Origin of the sequence: Rhodococcus indonesiensis (genome assembly GCF_047782815.1) — a bacterium.
Classification (GTDB): domain Bacteria; phylum Actinomycetota; class Actinomycetes; order Mycobacteriales; family Mycobacteriaceae; genus Rhodococcus; species Rhodococcus indonesiensis.
The window spans coordinates 3,314,711-3,331,826 of sequence record NZ_CP180630.1; the positions used below are offsets into that span (position 1 = coordinate 3,314,711).

Consider the following 17,116-nt stretch of genomic DNA (forward strand, 5'->3'; position numbering starts at 1 on the left):
GTCTCTGCAGTCGCACCCGGACGGCACGCATCACCGCAGGACGGTGCACTGCGTGCCGTTTCGCTCCACTTTAGTCGCCGAGCCGGGGCGGCGAGCGGCGCGGCGCCCGTCGACGATGCGTCGTAAGTTGGTGCCATGATCTTCAAGGGCGTCCGGGACGGCAAGCCGTATCCCGACCACGGGCTCTCGCTGCGCGACTGGGCGCAGATCCCGCCCCGGCAGGTGCGGCTGGACCAGATCGTCACCACCACCAAGGTGCTCGAACTCGACCGGCTGCTGTCGGAGGACTCCACCTTCTACGGTGACCTCTTCCCCCACGCCGTCCAGTGGAAGGGCGTGCTGTACCTCGAGGACGGCCTCCACCGGGCCGTACGTTCGGCGCTGCGCAACCGTACCGTCCTGCACGCGCGGGTGTTCGACTACGACGTCCTGTTCCCGCACACGGCGGACACCGACACCGCCGAGTCGTAGACGCCGCACGGCCGTGGGGCATGACACCACGCCGCCGCGCGATCAGGCGGCCCGCCGCCGCGCGATCAGGCGGCCCGCCGCCGCGCGATCAGGCGGCCCGCCGCCGCGCGATCAGGCGGCCCGCCGCCGCGCGATCAGGTCAGAATCGTGCGGACCACGGCGTCGGCGAGGAGCCTGCCGCGGTCGGTGAGCACCAGCCGGCCGGCGCGCAGTTCGGCGAGCCCGTCCGCGACGACCGTCTCGGCAGCGCGCCGCTCGTCCGGGGCGAGCACGTCCAGCGGCAAGCCGGTGCGCAGCCGCACCTCGAGCATCACCCGCTCGGTGTGGACGTCGTCGGCGGTGAGCAGTTCGCTGCCGCCGACGGGGAGGTCACCGGCGGCGAGCACGTCCGCGTAGCGTGCCGGATGTTTGACGTTCCACCAACGCACGCCGCCGACGTGGCTGTGGGCGCCCGGTCCGGCCCCCCACCAGTCGCCGCCGTCCCAATATCCGAGATTGTGGGCGCACCGTGCCGACGGATCGTCGGCACGAGCCCAGTTCGACACCTCGTACCAGGTCAGTCCGGCGGCCTCGAGCCGCGCGTCTATGCGCTCGTAGCGGGCCGCGAGAACGTCGTCGTCGGGAGCCGGCAGCTCACCCCGCCGCACCCGGCGGGCGAGCGCGGTGCCGTCCTCGACGATCAGCGCATACGCCGAGACATGATCGACGCCCGCCGCCAGCACGGCATCGAGGGACGCGTCGAGGTCCTCGTCCCGCTCCCCGGGGGTCCCGTAGATCAGGTCGAGATTGACATGGCCGAACCCGGCGGCGCGTGCCTCGCCCGCCGCCGCGACGGCCCGGCCCGGGGTGTGAGTGCGGTCGAGTACCGCCAGCACGTGCGGGGCAGCCGACTGCATGCCCAGCGACACCCGCGTGTATCCGGCCGCACGGATGCGGTCGAAGAAGGCCGGGGACGTCGATTCCGGGTTGGACTCCGTCGTCACCTCCGCGCCGGGGGCGAGGCCGAAGCTCGATCGCACCGCGTCGAGCACCTGCCCCAGGCCGTCGGCACCGAGCAGCGACGGGGTGCCACCACCGACGAAGACGGTCTGCGCCGCCGGAGACCCGAGCAGCTGCGCCGCGGCATCGAGTTCGCGGCGCAGGCCCTCGAGCCACGACTGCGGGGACGCCGAGGTGCCGAGCTCCCCGGCGGTGTAGGTGTTGAAGTCGCAGTAGCCGCAGCGGGTCGCGCAGAACGGGACGTGCACGTACACACCGAACGGGCGGGAACCGACCCCGGCCAGCGCCGAAGCCGGCAGCTCGAGTCCTGCACCGACTCCGACACGCGTTCCGCTCACTCCCCCAGTGTTCCAGAAGCCCGCACGGGGCCCGTCGCTCCAACACGGTCCGGACACGCCACTCCGCGTCCGGCCCTGTCACCTCGGCATTTCCCCGATTTCCGGTGTAAATACCGCCACGTTTCGAGAACAGGGCCGTGACATGGCACAATGGTCCCCATGACCGGACCCGGAGTGCGACTCGTGGCGCGACGCCACGTCGACCTCAAGCGCGTCTGTGCATCGCGGTGTCTGTCCTGCACCGCCGGTTTCTGCGCCGACTGTCGATAGTCGGCCCACCCCCTCCGGCAGACCCCGATTCCTGCCGGGTCGAGGCATGTCCGCGCGGGCTCAGCCCCGCCCAGCCGACCCCCGATCCGGTCCCTCGCGAATTCCAGGAGTACCCGTATGTCGTCGACCACCGACGTCTCCCCCGCCGGCGATACGACCGAAACCGCCGCGGCCCGCCCCCGCTCCACCCGCCCCGCCAAACGGCGCGCGGAGGGCCAGTGGGCGCTCGGATACCGTGAGCCGCTCAATCCCAACGAGCAGGTCAAGAAGGACGACAACCCGCTCAACGTGCGGCGTCGCATCGAAGACATCTACGCGCACACCGGATTCGACGGCATCGACCGGACCGACCTGCGCAACCGGTTCCGCTGGTGGGGTCTGTACACCCAGCGCGAACAGGGCTACGACGGCACCTACACCGGAGACGAGAACATCGATCTGCTCGAGGCGAAGTACTTCATGATGCGGGTGCGCTGCGACGGCGGCGCCCTGAATCTCGCGCAGCTGCGCACCATCGCGGGGATCTCGACCGAGTTCGGGCGGAACACCGCCGACCTGTCGGACCGTGAGAACGTCCAGTACCACTGGATCGAGGTCGAGAACGTCCCGGAGATCTGGCGACGTCTCGAGTCCGTCGGCCTGAAGACGACGGAGGCGTGCGGCGACTGCCCTCGTGTGGTCCTCGGCTCCCCGCTCGCCGGCGAGTCCCTCGACGAGATCATCGACGGCACACCGGCGGTGGAGGAGATCGTCCGCCGCTACATCGGCGACCCGAAGTACTCGAATCTGCCGCGCAAGTTCAAGACCGCGATCTCCGGTCAGCAGGACGTGGTGCACGAGATCAACGACGTCGCGTTCGTGGGCGTGAACCACCCGGAGCACGGCCCCGGGTTCGACCTGTGGGTCGGCGGTGGCCTCTCGACGAATCCGATGCTGGCGCAACGGGTCGGCGCGTGGGTCCCGCTCGCCGAGGTACCCGATGTGTGGGAAGCCGTCGTGTCGGTCTTCCGCGACTACGGCTACCGCCGGCTGCGGTCGAAGGCGCGGCTGAAGTTCCTGGTCAAGGACTGGGGCGTGGAGAAGTTCCGCGAGGTTCTCGAAACGGAGTACCTGAAGCGGCCGATGCTGGACGGGCCCGCCCCGGAGAAGCCGACACGACCGATCGACCACGTGGGCGTGCAGAAACTGCGCAACGGACTCAACGCGGTCGGCGTCGCCCCCATCGCGGGCCGGGTCTCCGGCACGATCCTCGCCGCCGTCGCCGACGCGGCCGAGAAGGCGGGATCCGATCGCATCCGCTTCACGCCCTACCAGAAGCTCATCGTCCTCGACGTCGCCGACGAGAAGGTCGATCAGCTGATCGCCGACCTCGACGAGCTCGGCCTGCCCGCGAACCCGACGCCGTGGCGCAAGAACCTGATGGCCTGCACGGGCATCGAGTTCTGCAAGTTGTCGTTCGTCGAGACCCGCAAGCGCTCGCAGGCGCTGGTGCCCGAACTCGAGCAGCGCCTCGCCGACATCAACGCCCAGCTGGACGTTCCGGTGACGATCAACATCAACGGCTGCCCCAACTCGTGCGCCCGGTCGCAGGTCGCCGACATCGGCTTCAAGGGCCAGCTCGTCGACGACGGGGACGGCAACCAGGTGGAGGGATTCCAGGTGCACCTCGGCGGGACGCTCGGCATGGACGCGGCGTTCGGCCGGAAGCTGCGCCAGCACAAGGTGACCAGCGCCGAGACGGGCGACTACATCGAGCGGGTGGTGCGCAACTTCGTCAAGCACCGCAACGCGGGAGAACGCTTCTCGCAGTGGGTGTTGCGCGCGGACGAGGCCGATTTGCGATGACCGGGGAGCAGACGATCGAAGGACGGAACGTGACGACGACACGGACGACGGAGGAACTGCGGGAACTGGCCACGCAGGGGGCGGCCACTCTCGAGGGCGCCTCGGCGCAGGATCTGCTGCAGTGGACCGAGGAGAAGTTCGGCGACTCGTACATCGTGGCGTCGAACATGCAGGACGGGGTGCTCGTGCACCTCGCGGCGCAGGTGCATCCCGGCGTGGACGTGCTCTTCCTCGACACCGGCTACCACTTCGCCGAGACCCTCGGCACCCGGGACGCCGTCGCGCAGGTGTACGGCGTGAACCTGGTCGAGGCCAAGGCGCAGCAGACGGTGGCCGAGCAGGACGCCCTGCTCGGTAAGGACCTGTTCGCACGGGACCCCAACGAATGCTGCCGCCTGAGGAAGGTGGTGCCGCTGAAGCAGACCCTGGCGGGCTACCAGGCGTGGGTCACCGGCATCCGCCGGGTGGAGGCCCCGACCCGGGCCAACGCCCCGCTGATCTCCTTCGACGACGCCTTCGGGCTGGTGAAGATCAACCCGATCGCCGCGTGGTCCGACGAGGACATGCAGAACTACATCGACGAACACGGGATCCTCGTCAATCCCCTGGTCGACGAGGGCTACCCCTCCATCGGGTGCGCCCCCTGCACCGCCAAACCACTACCCGGAGCCGATCCGCGCAGCGGACGGTGGGCCGGCCGAGCCAAGATCGAATGCGGGTTGCACGCCTCATGACACTCATCGACACGAAATTCACCGAATCCCGGAACACGTCGGACGGCAGCAGGTTCGACACCCTCGACGCCCTCGAGTCGGAAGCGATCCACGTCTTCCGCGAGGTCGCCGGCGAGTTCGAACGTCCGGTGATCTTGTTCTCGGGCGGCAAGGACTCGACGGTCCTGCTGCACCTGGCGCTCAAGGCCTTCTGGCCGGCGCCCCTGCCGTTCGCGCTGCTGCACGTCGACACCGGCCACAACCTTCCCGAAGTGCTCGAGTTCCGCGACCACGTCGTCGAGAAGTACGGGTTGCGGCTGCACGTGGCGAAGGTCGAGGACTACCTCGCCGACGGCCGCCTCACCGAGCGGCCCGACGGGATCCGCAACCCGCTGCAGACGGTTCCGCTGCTCGACGCCATCGCCGACAACCGTTTCGACGCGGTGTTCGGCGGCGGCCGCCGCGACGAGGAACGCTCCCGTGCCAAGGAACGGATCTTCTCCCTGCGCAACGCGTTCGGGCAGTGGGATCCCAAGCGGCAGCGGCCCGAGTTGTGGAACCTCTACAACGGCCGGCACGCTCCCGGTGAGCATGTGCGGGTCTTCCCGCTGAGCAACTTCACCGAGCTCGACATCTGGCGGTACATCGCCCGGGAGGACATCGAACTCGCGAGCATCTACTACGCCCACCAGCGCCCGGTGTACCGGCGTGACGGCATGTGGATGACACCCGGCGTGTGGGGCGGCCCGGCCGAGGGTGAGGAACTCGAGGTCCGGTCGGTGCGCTACCGCACGGTCGGGGACGGCTCCACGACCGGCGCGATCCTGTCCGAGGCGGCCGACAACGAGGCGATCCTCGACGAGGTCGCCGCGTCGCGGCTCACCGAGCGCGGCGCCACCCGCGGCGACGACCGCGTGTCCGAAGCGGCCATGGAGGACCGCAAGCGAGAGGGATATTTCTGATCATGAGCGACCTCCCCGTGCACAGCACCCAGCTGCTCCGGCTCGCCACCGCCGGCAGTGTCGACGACGGCAAGTCCACCCTCGTGGGCCGGCTCCTGTACGACACCAAGTCCGTGCTCGCCGACCAGATCGACGCGGTCACCCGCGCCTCGGTCGACAAGGGTCTCGACACCCCCGACCTGTCGCTGCTCGTCGACGGCCTGCGCGCCGAGCGCGAACAGGGCATCACCATCGACGTCGCGTACCGCTACTTCGCCACTCCCCGGCGCAGCTTCGTGCTGGCGGACACCCCGGGACACGTGCAGTACACCCGCAACACCGTCTCGGGGGCCTCCACCGCCCAGCTCGTGGTGCTGCTCGTCGACGCCCGCAAGGGCGTGGTCGCGCAGACCCGCAAGCACGCCGCCGTGCTCGCGCTGCTCGGCGTGCCCAAGCTCGTGCTGGCGGTCAACAAGATCGATCTGGTCGACGACCCGGCAGCCGTGTTCGCCGACATCTGCGGTCGGTTCAACGAGCTGACCCGGTCGCTCGGCTGGTCGCCGGAGGACGTGCAGGAGATCCCGGTCTCCGCCCTGCACGGCGACAACGTCGCGGTCCGTTCGGAGAACACGCCGTACTACGACGGCCCGACCCTGATCGAGCACCTCGAGTCCGTCCCGGTCGACGCCGACGTCCACGGCCGCCACGAGATCGGGCTGCGGTTCCCGGTGCAGTACGTGATCCGGCCCCGCACCGCCGACTTCCCGGACTACCGCGGCTACGCCGGGCAGATCGCGGCGGGCAGCGTCCGGCCCGGCGACGAGGTCGTGATCCTGCCCGCGGGCACCCGGACCACGATCGAGCGGATCGACACCGCCGACGGCGAGCTCGCTCTCGCCCATGCCGGCCGCAGCGTCACCCTGATTCTCGCGGACGACGTCGACGTCTCCCGCGGGGACGTCATCGCCGCCCCGACCGCCGCCCCGGAACCGATCGATCAGTTCGAGGCGACGGTGTGCTGGCTGGCGGAGAAGCCGCTGCGACCCGGCGCCCGGTTGCTGCTCAAGCACGGCACCCGCACGACCCAGGCGATCGTCGGGACGCTCGAGGAGCGCTTCGACGAGCAGAACCTGACCTCGGTTCCCGCCCCGGAGTCGCTCGAGCTCAACGAGATCGCCCGCATCACCGTCCGGGTCGCCGAACCCATCGCGGCCGACGACTACAAGGTCAACCGCCGCACGGGCAGCTTCCTGCTGATCGACCCCGCGGGCGGGAACACCCTCGCCGCGGGCCTGGTCGGCAACAGCCTCGCCGAGGTCGAACTCGGGGACCGCGTCCCCGCATGATCCCGCTCGTCGCCGTCGCGCACGGCAGCCGTGACCCGCGCTCGGCGCGTGCCATGGCTGCCGCGCTGGCGGTGCTACGGGACCGCCACCCGGACCGGGACGTGCGGCTCGCGTTCCTGGATCTGAACACGCCCTCGGTGGGGCAGGTCGTCGATGCTGTCGCCGCCGAGGGGCACCGCCGCGTCGTGGTGGTTCCGTTGCTGCTGGGCAGCGCCTTCCACGCCCGGGTGGATCTGCCCGCGCTCCTCGCCGAGGCCCGCGTCCGGCATCCGCGTCTCGACGTGGTCCAGGCGGACGTCCTCGGCGCCGACGAGCGCCTCGTCGCGGCGGCCCGCGAGGCGATCGGTGCAGCCGGTGTCTCCCCGACGGAACCGACCGTGGGCGTCGCCCTGTGCGCGGTCGGATCCCGGCGCCGGGACGCCAATGCCGCCACCTCGGCGATCACGCCGCGTCTACTGCGCGGCACGGCGTGGGGGTGGGGCCGCACGTGCTTCGCCACCGCCGCGGCACCGACCGTCGTCGACGCCCTGTCGGACCTGCGTGCCGCCGGTGCCACCACGCTCGTGCTCGCCCCCTGGATGCTCGCGCCCGGGCTGCTGTGGGACCGCGCCGTCGCCGCCGCGCAGGCGGAGTTCCCCGAGGTCGTCTGTTCCGGCACCCTCGCGGACTCCCCTGCCGTCGGGTTCGTGATCGACGAACGCTACCGGCAGTCGCTCGTGCACGCCGGGGCCGCATCGCGTCACACCGCCTGACATCCGCCGATTGCCTCTGGCGCACTCCGGTCGTATCGGCACAGACTGGACTCGAGGCAAGGAGGCATCGTCATGGCCACAGCACCGATTCGGCACGGGATCGTCGTCGGGGTCGACGGTTCGGACGGCTCGTTCTCCGCGGCGCACTGGGCCGCGTCCGCCGCCCGGATCTTCGGTGAGCCGTTGCACCTGGTCAACGTGCTCCCCGATGCGCCGAGCGCAACCGGCAGATCCAGGGAGGAATTCGCCAAGCTCCTGCAGGCCGACAGCGAACGGCTGCTCGAACGTGCCCGCCGCGCGGCGCTCGACGGTCGTGCGGACGTCGAGGTCGAATGCAGCAGCCGACCGGGTCCCCCGGCGAAGACGCTCGTCGAACTGTCGAATACGGCCCGTCTGCTGGTGGTCGGACGAACCACGACGGGGGAACTGCGCTCGATGTTCGCCGGCTCCGACGTCGTCCGCGTCGCCAACCATGCCCGCTGCCCGGTCGTGGCGTGGCGGGGCGAAGACGACCACGAGGAGGTGGACACACGGCCGGTCGTCGTCGGTGTCGACGGCAGCGCGTTGAGCACCGCCGCCATCGAGCACGCGTTCGAGTTCGCCTCCTTCCTCGGCGTGCCGTTGATCGCGGTGCACGCGTGGACCGAACAGTCGACACTGCGCGGCTACGACGAGTCCGCGCGCTTCGTCGACTGGTCGACGTATGCGCAGCAGAAGGCGGCCGACCTCGCGGAGAGCCTGGCCGGGTGGCGCGAGCGGTATCCCGACGTCGAGGTGCGGCCGGAGCTCGAGCGCCGCGGCGCGATGGTGGCCCTCATCGAGCGTTCCGTCGACGCGCAACTCGTCGCGGTGGGCAGTCACGGTCGCAGCACGATCGCGTCGGCCCTCCTCGGCTCCACCGGTCAGGGGCTGCTCCACCATTCCCGCTGCCCGGTGCTCATCTGCCGACAATGACACCCGGACCCGCGAATCCCGGTTCACGCAGGGCATTTCGAACGCGACCGTAAGTCGGCGCCCTCCTACCGTGTCGCCTCGGCGTAGATCACGGCGATGCTGCCGGTGCCGGGCCGGAACAGCTCGGCCTCGACCGCACTCCAGCCACCGAGATCGTCGACGGTCCACAGCGTTTCGGGAGCCGGGAAGTCGTCGGCGAACTCCCGTGCGACGCCCGGGTCGGCCGGCCGGAATCCGGCTGAGGCCCAGATCCTCTGTGCCTGCGCGGTGTAGAGGAAGTCGTTGAACTCCTGGGCGGCCACCACGTCGGGCGCGTTGTCGATCACCACGGCGGGACTGTCGATCCGGAGGGTGGTGGCCAGGGGCACGCGCCGGACCGCGGCGCCGTCGCGCTCGAGCCGGACCGCGTCGCGTTCCGACAGGAGCAGCACGTCCCCGGCACCCTGCACGAACACCTCCACGGCCTCTTCGGGGCTCGCGGGCGAGGACTCGATGTGGTCACCGACGAGCGCCGCGAGGTAGTCCCGGCCCGCCTGCGGGTCGGCACCGCCGTTGCTCGTCGCGGCGTAGGCGGCGAGCAGGTTGAGCTCGCCCGCCCCGGAGGCCGTCGGGTCGGGCGTGACCACCTCGAGGCCCGGAGCGAGCAGGTCGTCCCAGTCCGTCACGCCCCAGGGATTGCCCTCCCGCACGAGCATCGTCACGACGGATCCGTACGGGATCCCCCGGTACACCCCCGCGTTCCAGTCCGGGTCGACCAATCCGGCGTCGACGAGCCCGGACAGGTCCGGCACCGAGGCGAAGGTGACGAAATCGGCCGAGGCGCCGCCGACGACGGCGGCAGCCTGCTGCGCGGACGGACCGGACGTGACGTCGAAACGGACGTCCTCGCCGGCTTCGGTGGTGCCGAACGCGGCGATGACCTCGTCCAGCGCCGCCCTGGCGCCCTCGGCTGCGGACAGGTCGACGGTGGGGCCGGAGCCGGCCGCAGCATCGTCGTCGTCCCGCTGCCCGTCACCGGCCGAGCACGCCGTGAGCGCGGCGGCGGCAGCGAGCGCGACGAGGTGCCGGCTCGGACGGAATCTCACGACATACCTCCGGCGCGGATCAACGAGTCAGCAGCCAGGCCACGACGACGAGAACGAGCAGGGCGGCCAGGGCGAGGGTCACGCGTGAGCGCGGCATGTCAGCGATCCTCCGTCTTCGGTTCGGACGCGGCCGGCTCCCTGCGTCCGACGGCCGCGAGGACGCCCGCGAGGGCACGGTCGAGCAACCAGGCCACGCCGGCGCACACCGGCACCACGACACCCAGCACCAGCGCGACCTGCGGGACGAACGGGAGGCCGGCCAACCACAACTCGAAGCCGTCCCACCACGAAGCCACCCGATCCACGCCCCCACCCTAGTCGGCGCTCGTTCGGTGGACGCCGAGGGCCGGGTGCCGGGATCATGAGGTGATGGCACAGACGTTTGAAGGATCGGGCCTCTCCTCCGCGCATTCGCACCCCCCACACCGGAGCCCCTACCCGCCGATCGACGACTATGCGTTCCTGTCGGACTGCGAAACGACCTGCCTCATCGCCCGCAACGGGGCAGTCGAATGGATGTGCCTGCCCCGGCCGGACTCGCCGAGCGTGTTCGGGGCGATCCTCGACCGCAGTGCCGGCTACTTCCGCATCGGCCCGCACGACCGCACCGTCCCGGCGGCACGCCGGTACCTGCCCGGCGGACTGATCCTCGAGACCACGTGGCAGACCGAGACGGGCTGGATCGTGGTGCGCGACGCGCTGGTGATGGCGCCGTGGCATGCCGTCCAGGAGCGGTCGCGGACCCACACGCGGACGCCGACGGACTGGGACGCCGAGCACATGTTGCTGCGCACGGTCCGCTGCGTGAGCGGCACCGTGGAACTCGAGGTCAGTTGCGCCCCCGCGTTCGACTACCATCGCGCTCCGGCGCGCTGGGAGTACACGGGCAAGGTGTACGAGGAGGCCACGGCGTACTGCACCGCCGGCGAACCCGGAGAGCACCCCGAACTGCGGCTCACCACCGATCTCCGGCTCGGCCTCGAGGACGGCGAGGCGCGGGCACGAACCCGGATGAGCAAAGGTGACACGGCGTTCGTCGCCCTGTCGTGGTCGGACGTGCCGTGTCCGGGAACGTTCGAGGAGGCCGCCGCGAAGATGGCCGAGACGGCGGACTTCTGGCGGGAGTGGATCACCACCGGTCGTTTCCCCGATCACCCCTGGCGCAGCTACCTGCAGCGCAGCGCACTGACCCTCAAGGGGCTGACGTACGCCCCCACCGGGGCACTGCTGGCCGCAGCCACCACATCTCTCCCGGAAACACCTGGCGGAGAAAGAAATTGGGACTACCGCTACGCGTGGGTGCGCGATTCGACGTTCGCGCTGTGGGGTCTGTACACCCTCGGGCTCGACCGGGAGGCCGACGCGTTCTTCGCCTTCATCTCCGACGCGTCCCGCAGCGAGGACGGCAAGTTGCAGCCGCTGCAGGTCATGTACGGCGTGGGCGGCGAGCGGGTGCTCACCGAATCGCAACTCGAGCACCTGTGCGGCTACGACGGAGCGCGTCCGGTGCGGATCGGCAACGATGCGTATCATCAAGTGCAGCACGATATCTGGGGTGCGATGCTGGATTCGGTATATCTGCACGCGCGGACCCGCCGGCACATGCCCCAGTCCTTCTGGCCGGCCGTGAAACGTCTCGTCGGGCAGGCCGAGCAGCACTGGAGCCTGCCCGATCGCGGGATCTGGGAGGTGCGCGGTGAGCCCCAGCACTTCACCTCGTCCAAGGTGATGTGCTGGGTCGCGCTCGACCGGGGCGCACGGCTGGCGCGCACGCACGGCCGTCCCGACTACGCGGTGCGGTGGGAGGCCGTCGCGGACGAAATCAAGGCGGACATCCTCGAGCACGGCGTCGACGAGCGCGGGGTGTTCACCCAGCGCTACGGTCACCCCTCCCTGGACGCCTCCGCACTGCTGGTGGTGCTGCTGCGGTTCCTGCCGGCCGACGATCCGCGGGTGCGGGCGACGGTCCTGGCGATCGAGGACGAACTGACCGAGGACGGACTGGTCCTGCGCTACCGCGTGGACTCGACCGACGACGGACTGACCGGCGAGGAGGGCACCTTCACGATCTGCTCGTTCTGGCTGGTCTCCGCCCTGGTGGAAATCGGCGAGGTGGAGCGGGCGCGCACACTGTGCGAACGTCTGCTCGGCTTCGCCAGCCCCCTCAAGCTCTACGCCGAGGAGATCGACCCGCGCTCGGGCCGGCACCTGGGCAACTTCCCCCAGGCGTTCACCCACCTGGCCCAGATCAATGCGGTCGTGCACGTGATCCGGGCGGAGGAGCAGATCGCGGCCGGGGAGTTCCAGCCCGCGCGCCGGGCGCCGTGACCCGCTACCAGGACCGGCGCAACAGTTCTTCCGCGCGATCGGCGATGTCCCGGACGATCTCGCCGGCGGGCCGCTGTTCCCGCACGAGTCCGGCGGCCTCCCCGGCGTAGACCACACCCCGCCGGGGGTCGGTCCCGTCGTACGCGGCGGCGAGGGTCTCCTCGTCGGCGCCACGCCCGTGCCATTCGGCGGTGTAGTCGTTCGTCAGGGCCCGGCCACCCCATCGCGCCGGCCAGGGCTGATGCCGGGCCCGGTCGAAGACGTCCGTGTAGACGGTGTCGCTGCTGCTCGCCGCGACGAGCCGGTCCCGGGCGTACTCCGGACCCACCGTCTCGGGACTCGCCAGCAACGCCGTGCCGACGAGCGCGCCCTCCGCACCGGCCGCGAGCACCGCTGCCAGTCCCCGCCCGGACGCGATGCCGCCCGCGGCGAGCACCGGAAGCGACGTCGACTCGAGCACCTCCTGCAGGAGCGGCAGGGTCCCGATGTGCCCGGTGTGACCGCCGGCCTCGTGTCCCTGGGCGACGACGGCGTCGACCCCCGCGGCCTCGACGACCCGCAGGTCCTCGATCGTGTTGATCTGCGAGATCACGACGGCACCGGCTGCCCGCACGCGCGGCACATAAGGAGCCGGGTCGCCGAACGACAGCGACACCACGCGGGGCCGTTCGGCCAGCACCGCGTCGAGCAGACTGTCGTCGTCGGCGAGCGACCAGGTCATCAGCCCGAAACCGAGCGGTCCACCGCCGAGTTCGCGCGCCACCGCCGACTCGGCGGCCAGCCACTCCGGGGTGTTGTAGCGCGCGGCCCCGATCAGGCCGAGCCCGCCGGCCCGGGTCACCTCCCCGGCCAGGCGGCCGCCGGCGCGGCCGCCCATGGGGGCGCCGAGCAGCGGGACGGTGATGCCCAGGGTGCGGGTGAGCCAGGTCTCGAGCACGGTGGACTACTTCCCCTTCGGCTTGTCCGAGGACGCCTCGGACGAGAGCGCGGCCACGAACGCCTCCTGCGGGACGTCCACCCGGCCGATCGTCTTCATCCGCTTCTTGCCTTCCTTCTGCTTCTCGAGCAGCTTGCGCTTGCGGCTGATGTCGCCGCCGTAGCACTTGGCGAGCACGTCCTTGCGGATCGCACGGATATTCTCCCGGGCGATGATCTTCGATCCGATCGCCGCCTGCACCGGCACCTCGAACTGCTGCCGCGGGATCAGCTCCTTGAGCTTGGTGGTCATCTTGTTGCCGTACGCGGCGGCCGCGTCCTTGTGCACGATCGCGCTGAACGCGTCGACGGCCTCGCCCTGCAACAGGATGTCCACCTTCACCAGTGCGGCCTCCTGCTCCCCGGCCTCCTCGTAGTCGAGGCTGGCGTAGCCGCGGGTGCGGGACTTCAGCGAGTCGAAGAAGTCGAAGATGATCTCGGCCATCGGCAGGGTGTAGCGCAGCTCGACCCGGGTCTCGGACAGGTAGTCCATGCCGCCGAGTTCGCCACGCCGCGACTGGCACAGCTCCATGATCGAACCGATGAACTCGCTCGGGGAGATGATCGTGCACTTGACGATCGGCTCGTAGATCGCGCGGGCCTTGCCTTCGGGCCAGTCCGACGGGTTGGTGACGATGTGCTCCTGCCCGCCTTCGAGGACCACGCGGTAGACCACGTTGGGGGCGGTGGAGATCAGGTCCAGGCCGAACTCGCGCTCGAGTCGTTCCCGGGTGATCTCCATGTGCAGCAGGCCGAGGAAGCCGCACCGGAACCCGAAGCCGAGGGCCACCGACGTCTCGGGTTCGTAGGTGAGCGCGGCGTCGTTGAGCTGCAGCTTGTCGAGGGCATCGCGCAGGACGGGATAGTCCGACCCGTCGACCGGATACAGGCCGGAGTAGACCATCGGGCGGGGTTCCCGGTAACCGGTGAGGGGTTCGGCGGCACCGCCCCGCGCCGAGGTGACGGTGTCACCGACCTTCGACTGACGCACGTCCTTCACGCCGGTGATGAGATACCCGACCTCGCCGACCCCGAGCCCGGCGGTGGCCTTCGGCTCGGGCGAGACGATGCCCACCTCGAGCAGCTCGTGGGTGGCGCCGGTGGACATCATCTTGATCTTCTCGCGCGGCACGATCTTGCCGTCGACCACGCGCACGTACGTGACGACGCCACGGTAGGTGTCGTACACCGAGTCGAAGATCATCGCGCGGGCGGGCGCGTCGGGGTCGCCGACCGGCGGCGGCACCTGCCGGATCACCTCGTCGAGCAGCTCCCGCACGCCCACCCCGGTCTTGCCGGACACCCGCAGCACGTCGTCGGGCTCGCAGCCGACGATGTGCGCGATCTCGGCGGCGTAGCGGTCCGGGTCGGCCGCGGGCAGGTCGATCTTGTTCAGGACCGGGATGATCGTCAGGTCCTTGTCGAGAGCGAGGTAGAGGTTGGCGAGGGTCTGCGCCTCGATGCCCTGGGCGGCATCGACGAGGAGCACCGCGCCCTCACACGCCTCGAGCGCACGGGAGACCTCGTAGGTGAAGTCGACGTGCCCGGGCGTGTCGATGAGGTGCATGACGTAGTCCTCGCCCTCGACCTGCCACGGCAGCCGCACGTTCTGGGCCTTGATGGTGATCCCGCGCTCGCGCTCGATGTCCATCCGGTCGAGGTACTGAGCACGCATCTGGCGCTCCTCGACCACACCGGTGAGCTGCAGCATGCGGTCCGCGAGCGTCGACTTGCCGTGGTCGATGTGCGCGATGATGCAGAAGTTCCGGATCTTCGCGGGGTCCGTGAACGTGGTGTCGGCGAAGGTGCTGATGTCGGGCTCCTGACTCGGACGGGCAGCAGCCCTGGCGGGCCGCGGTCACCCCTGCAGAATATCCAAGTCGCGCCGGGTCCGGTCCCGCGGCCGCACCTGTACGGCAGCGGGCGCCGCTAAGCTCGCCGACGTGGCTGGCACATGGAAGAAACTCGGCAGACAACTGGGACGGATCGCGGTCGAGCAGGGGCCGCGGCTGCTCGAGCAGATGCAGCGCTCCGGCGCCCTCGACCGGGCCCGGACCGCCCTCGGCTCCGGGACAGCCGACGCCGCCCGGCCGGCCCCGAAGCCGGGCCGTCCGGTGGCCTCCCGTACCGCCCCCACCGCGCAGCGCGCCCGGCAGATCTCGTACTCCCCCGACCTCGACGGCCGCGCCGACCCGGGCGAGATCGTGTGGACGTGGGTGGCCTACGAGGAGGACGCGACCCAGGGCAAGGACCGGCCCGTGCTCGTCGTCGGACGCAACGGCGGAACCCTGCTCGGCCTCATGCTGTCGTCGAACGACGACCGGGACGGTCACCGGGACTGGCTGGCGCTGGGTAACGGCAGCTGGGACGCCGGCAACCGGCCCAGCTGGGTCCGTCTGGACCGCGTGCTCGACGTACCCGAGGACGGCATCCGGCGCGAAGGCGCGGTGCTCGACCGGTCCCGGTTCGAGCAGGTCGCTGCGCGCCTGCGCGCCGACTACGGCTGGCGGTAGCTGCGCGTCCCGTCACCGCCGGCGATCGCCGGTCGTCCCGTCACCGCCGGCGGTAGCCGGTCGTCCCGTCACCGCCGGCGGACGCCTGCGGGCGGCGTCATGGACGGCCGCAGTCCGGCGAACCGGCCGAACAGCGAGCGGTAGACGAGCGCACCGAGGGCGCCGCCGATCAGCGGGAACAGGATGAACAGCCAGAGCTGCGCGAGCGCGCCGTCCTGGTACGGAGCGACCGCGATGCTCCGCGCCGGGTTGACCGAGGTGTTGTCGATCGGGATCGCGACCAGGTGGATCACCGCCAGGGTGAAGCCGATCGACACCCCGGCCAGCAGCACGTCCGACGCCTGGTCCGTCGCGGCGAGCACGACGAACACCAGGAGCGCGGTCAGCAGCACCTCCACGATCATGGTCGCCCCGATGCCGTAACCGTCGATGAGCACCCCACCGAGCGGGCCCTCCACCGCCGACGGGCTGTGCGGTCCCCAACCGTTGGCGCCGAGCCCCTGCACGGCCCGGTCGTAGGTCGGCAGCGACTGCGCCACCGAGTAGATCGTCACGCCCGCGACGAGCCCGCCGAAGACCTGGGCCACGATGTAGAACACCGCCCGCTTGGCCGTGACCCGACCGATCGCGAGCTGACCGACCGTCACCGCCGGGTTCACGTGACAACCGGAGATCGGCCCGATGGCGTAGACGAGGAAGAGCAGGGTCAGCCCGAACGCCAGTGCGACGCCCAGATTGCCGACCTTGCTTCCGGCGAAGACCGCCGTGCCGACCGCGGAGAACACGAGCACGAACGTGCCGATCGCCTCCGCTGCGTACTTCTTCGCGTCCGAGAATTCTTCCTTCTCGACGGCTTCGAGCGCGGTCTCGTGTTCGGCCGCGCCGGGTGCAAGGTCCGCCGTCCGGTCTTCCGCCCGGTCCTTGCCGCCCGTCTCGTGTTCGTTCGTCATGCGCCCACCTCGCGTCGTGCGATCCCGGAGGACCGGATCCGATGTGTCGAACATCCGCACTGGCGAACACCGCGGGTCGAAGAGGGGCCCACCGGCCGCACAGCACTACCGCAACAGAACACAGCGGACACTACGCAAGCCGGGTGACGTCCACAACAACTTCCGGTGACGCCGAGGACCGTTTCCGGCAGGGGCGGCAGGCAGTGAGCGCAAAGACACCCGGTGTACGGTCCCGGACACCTGGTTTGGGGTTCCGCCGGGCCGCTGGTATCGTGGTCCGTCGGTGCCGTAGTGCGCCCAGAGCTTTCCGACCAACTACCAGCAAGACGACAGGATTTTACGCGTGGCCAACATCAAGTCCCAGGTGAAGCGGATCCGCACCAACGAGCGCAACCGACTCCGCAACCAGTCGGTCAAGTCCTCGCTGCGCACGGCGATCCGTTCCTTCCGCGAGGCCGCGGCCGCCGGTGACAAGGACAAGGCCACCGAGCTCCTCGTCTCCACCAGCCGCAAGCTCGACAAGGCAGCCAGCAAGGGCGTGATCCACGCCAACCAGGCCGCCAACAAGAAGTCCGCTCTGGCCAAGGTCGCCAACGGACTCTGAGGTAGAACGCAAGCTCTGCTCCGGAAGCCGCC

General features: G+C 70.3%; 16 protein-coding genes. 10 read left to right on the forward strand and 6 right to left on the reverse strand.

Annotated elements, in window-relative coordinates; genetic code table 11:
- Positions 1-135 precede the first annotated feature (135 nt).
- Complete coding sequence (locus ACM26Y_RS15260; RefSeq protein ID WP_003937036.1) at positions 136-471, forward strand: type II toxin-antitoxin system VapB family antitoxin; 336 nt, start codon at positions 136-138, stop codon at positions 469-471.
- Between the two features lie 134 nt (positions 472-605).
- On the opposite strand, the gene hemW is transcribed toward ACM26Y_RS15260, so the two are convergent.
- Positions 606-1,808, reverse strand: coding sequence for a radical SAM family heme chaperone HemW (gene hemW / locus ACM26Y_RS15265; RefSeq protein WP_416061296.1), 1,203 nt, complete (start codon positions 1,806-1,808; stop codon positions 606-608).
- A 387-nt stretch (positions 1,809-2,195) separates the two neighbouring features.
- On the opposite strand from hemW, the gene ACM26Y_RS15270 reads away from it, so the two are divergent.
- The 6 genes from ACM26Y_RS15270 to ACM26Y_RS15295 all read left to right on the forward strand — a co-directional run bounded on the left by ACM26Y_RS15270 (position 2,196) and on the right by ACM26Y_RS15295 (position 8,629).
- Positions 2,196-3,923 carry a nitrite/sulfite reductase gene (locus ACM26Y_RS15270; RefSeq protein ID WP_003937034.1) on the forward strand — a complete coding sequence of 576 codons (1,728 nt, stop codon included), beginning with the start codon at positions 2,196-2,198 and terminating at the stop codon, positions 3,921-3,923.
- Complete coding sequence (locus ACM26Y_RS15275; protein WP_289380809.1) at positions 3,920-4,657, forward strand: phosphoadenylyl-sulfate reductase; 738 nt, start codon at positions 3,920-3,922, stop codon at positions 4,655-4,657. The genes ACM26Y_RS15270 and ACM26Y_RS15275 overlap by 4 nt, the downstream gene beginning before the upstream one ends.
- On the forward strand, positions 4,654-5,598 hold the full coding sequence (cysD, locus tag ACM26Y_RS15280; RefSeq protein ID WP_003937032.1) for a sulfate adenylyltransferase subunit CysD: 945 nt from the start codon (positions 4,654-4,656) through the stop codon (positions 5,596-5,598). The genes ACM26Y_RS15275 and cysD overlap by 4 nt, the downstream gene beginning before the upstream one ends.
- Before the next feature lie 2 nt (positions 5,599-5,600).
- Positions 5,601-6,923 carry a sulfate adenylyltransferase subunit 1 gene (locus tag ACM26Y_RS15285; RefSeq protein WP_416061297.1) on the forward strand — a complete coding sequence of 441 codons (1,323 nt, stop codon included), beginning with the start codon at positions 5,601-5,603 and terminating at the stop codon, positions 6,921-6,923.
- Positions 6,920-7,675: a sirohydrochlorin chelatase gene (locus tag ACM26Y_RS15290; RefSeq protein ID WP_289380813.1), complete on the forward strand. Its 756-nt coding sequence runs from the start codon at positions 6,920-6,922 to the stop codon at positions 7,673-7,675. The genes ACM26Y_RS15285 and ACM26Y_RS15290 overlap by 4 nt, the downstream gene beginning before the upstream one ends.
- A 72-nt stretch (positions 7,676-7,747) precedes the next feature.
- On the forward strand, positions 7,748-8,629 hold the full coding sequence (locus ACM26Y_RS15295) for a universal stress protein (RefSeq protein WP_003937029.1): 882 nt from the start codon (positions 7,748-7,750) through the stop codon (positions 8,627-8,629).
- A 65-nt stretch (positions 8,630-8,694) separates the two neighbouring features.
- On the opposite strand, the gene ACM26Y_RS15300 is transcribed toward ACM26Y_RS15295, so the two are convergent.
- Together ACM26Y_RS15300 and ACM26Y_RS15305 are read right to left on the reverse strand one after the other, a co-directional pair.
- The gene (locus ACM26Y_RS15300) at positions 8,695-9,714 is read right to left on the reverse strand and encodes an extracellular solute-binding protein (protein ID WP_416061298.1); all 1,020 of its coding nucleotides are present in this window, start codon (positions 9,712-9,714) and stop codon (positions 8,695-8,697) included.
- Positions 9,715-9,812: 98 nt separating this feature from the next.
- Complete coding sequence (locus ACM26Y_RS15305) at positions 9,813-10,019, reverse strand: hypothetical protein (RefSeq protein WP_003937027.1); 207 nt, start codon at positions 10,017-10,019, stop codon at positions 9,813-9,815.
- A gap of 64 nt (positions 10,020-10,083) precedes the next feature.
- Between ACM26Y_RS15305 and ACM26Y_RS15310 the strand changes: the two genes are divergently transcribed.
- Positions 10,084-12,042, forward strand: a complete 1,959-nt coding sequence (locus ACM26Y_RS15310) for a glycoside hydrolase family 15 protein (protein WP_003937026.1) — start codon at positions 10,084-10,086, stop codon at positions 12,040-12,042.
- A gap of 4 nt (positions 12,043-12,046) precedes the next feature.
- On the opposite strand, the gene ACM26Y_RS15315 is transcribed toward ACM26Y_RS15310, so the two are convergent.
- Positions 12,047-12,979, reverse strand: a complete 933-nt coding sequence (locus ACM26Y_RS15315) for an NAD(P)H-dependent flavin oxidoreductase (protein WP_003937025.1) — start codon at positions 12,977-12,979, stop codon at positions 12,047-12,049.
- A gap of 6 nt (positions 12,980-12,985) precedes the next feature.
- Positions 12,986-14,773: a translation elongation factor 4 gene (gene lepA / locus ACM26Y_RS15320; RefSeq protein ID WP_235157362.1), complete on the reverse strand. Its 1,788-nt coding sequence runs from the start codon at positions 14,771-14,773 to the stop codon at positions 12,986-12,988.
- Positions 14,774-14,960: 187 nt separating this feature from the next.
- Here lepA and ACM26Y_RS15325 point away from each other — a divergent pair, with 187 nt between their 5' ends.
- Positions 14,961-15,530, forward strand: coding sequence for a type II toxin-antitoxin system PemK/MazF family toxin (locus tag ACM26Y_RS15325; RefSeq protein ID WP_054373732.1), 570 nt, complete (start codon positions 14,961-14,963; stop codon positions 15,528-15,530).
- Between the two features lie 68 nt (positions 15,531-15,598).
- Here the strand turns inward: ACM26Y_RS15325 and ACM26Y_RS15330 are convergent, their stop codons facing one another.
- On the reverse strand, positions 15,599-16,480 hold the full coding sequence (locus tag ACM26Y_RS15330; protein ID WP_416061299.1) for an aquaporin: 882 nt from the start codon (positions 16,478-16,480) through the stop codon (positions 15,599-15,601).
- A 343-nt stretch (positions 16,481-16,823) separates the two neighbouring features.
- Between ACM26Y_RS15330 and rpsT the strand changes: the two genes are divergently transcribed.
- Entirely contained in the window at positions 16,824-17,084 is a 261-nt protein-coding gene (rpsT, locus tag ACM26Y_RS15335) for a 30S ribosomal protein S20 (RefSeq protein ID WP_003937021.1), read from the forward strand.
- The last annotated feature ends 32 nt before the right edge of the window (positions 17,085-17,116 follow it).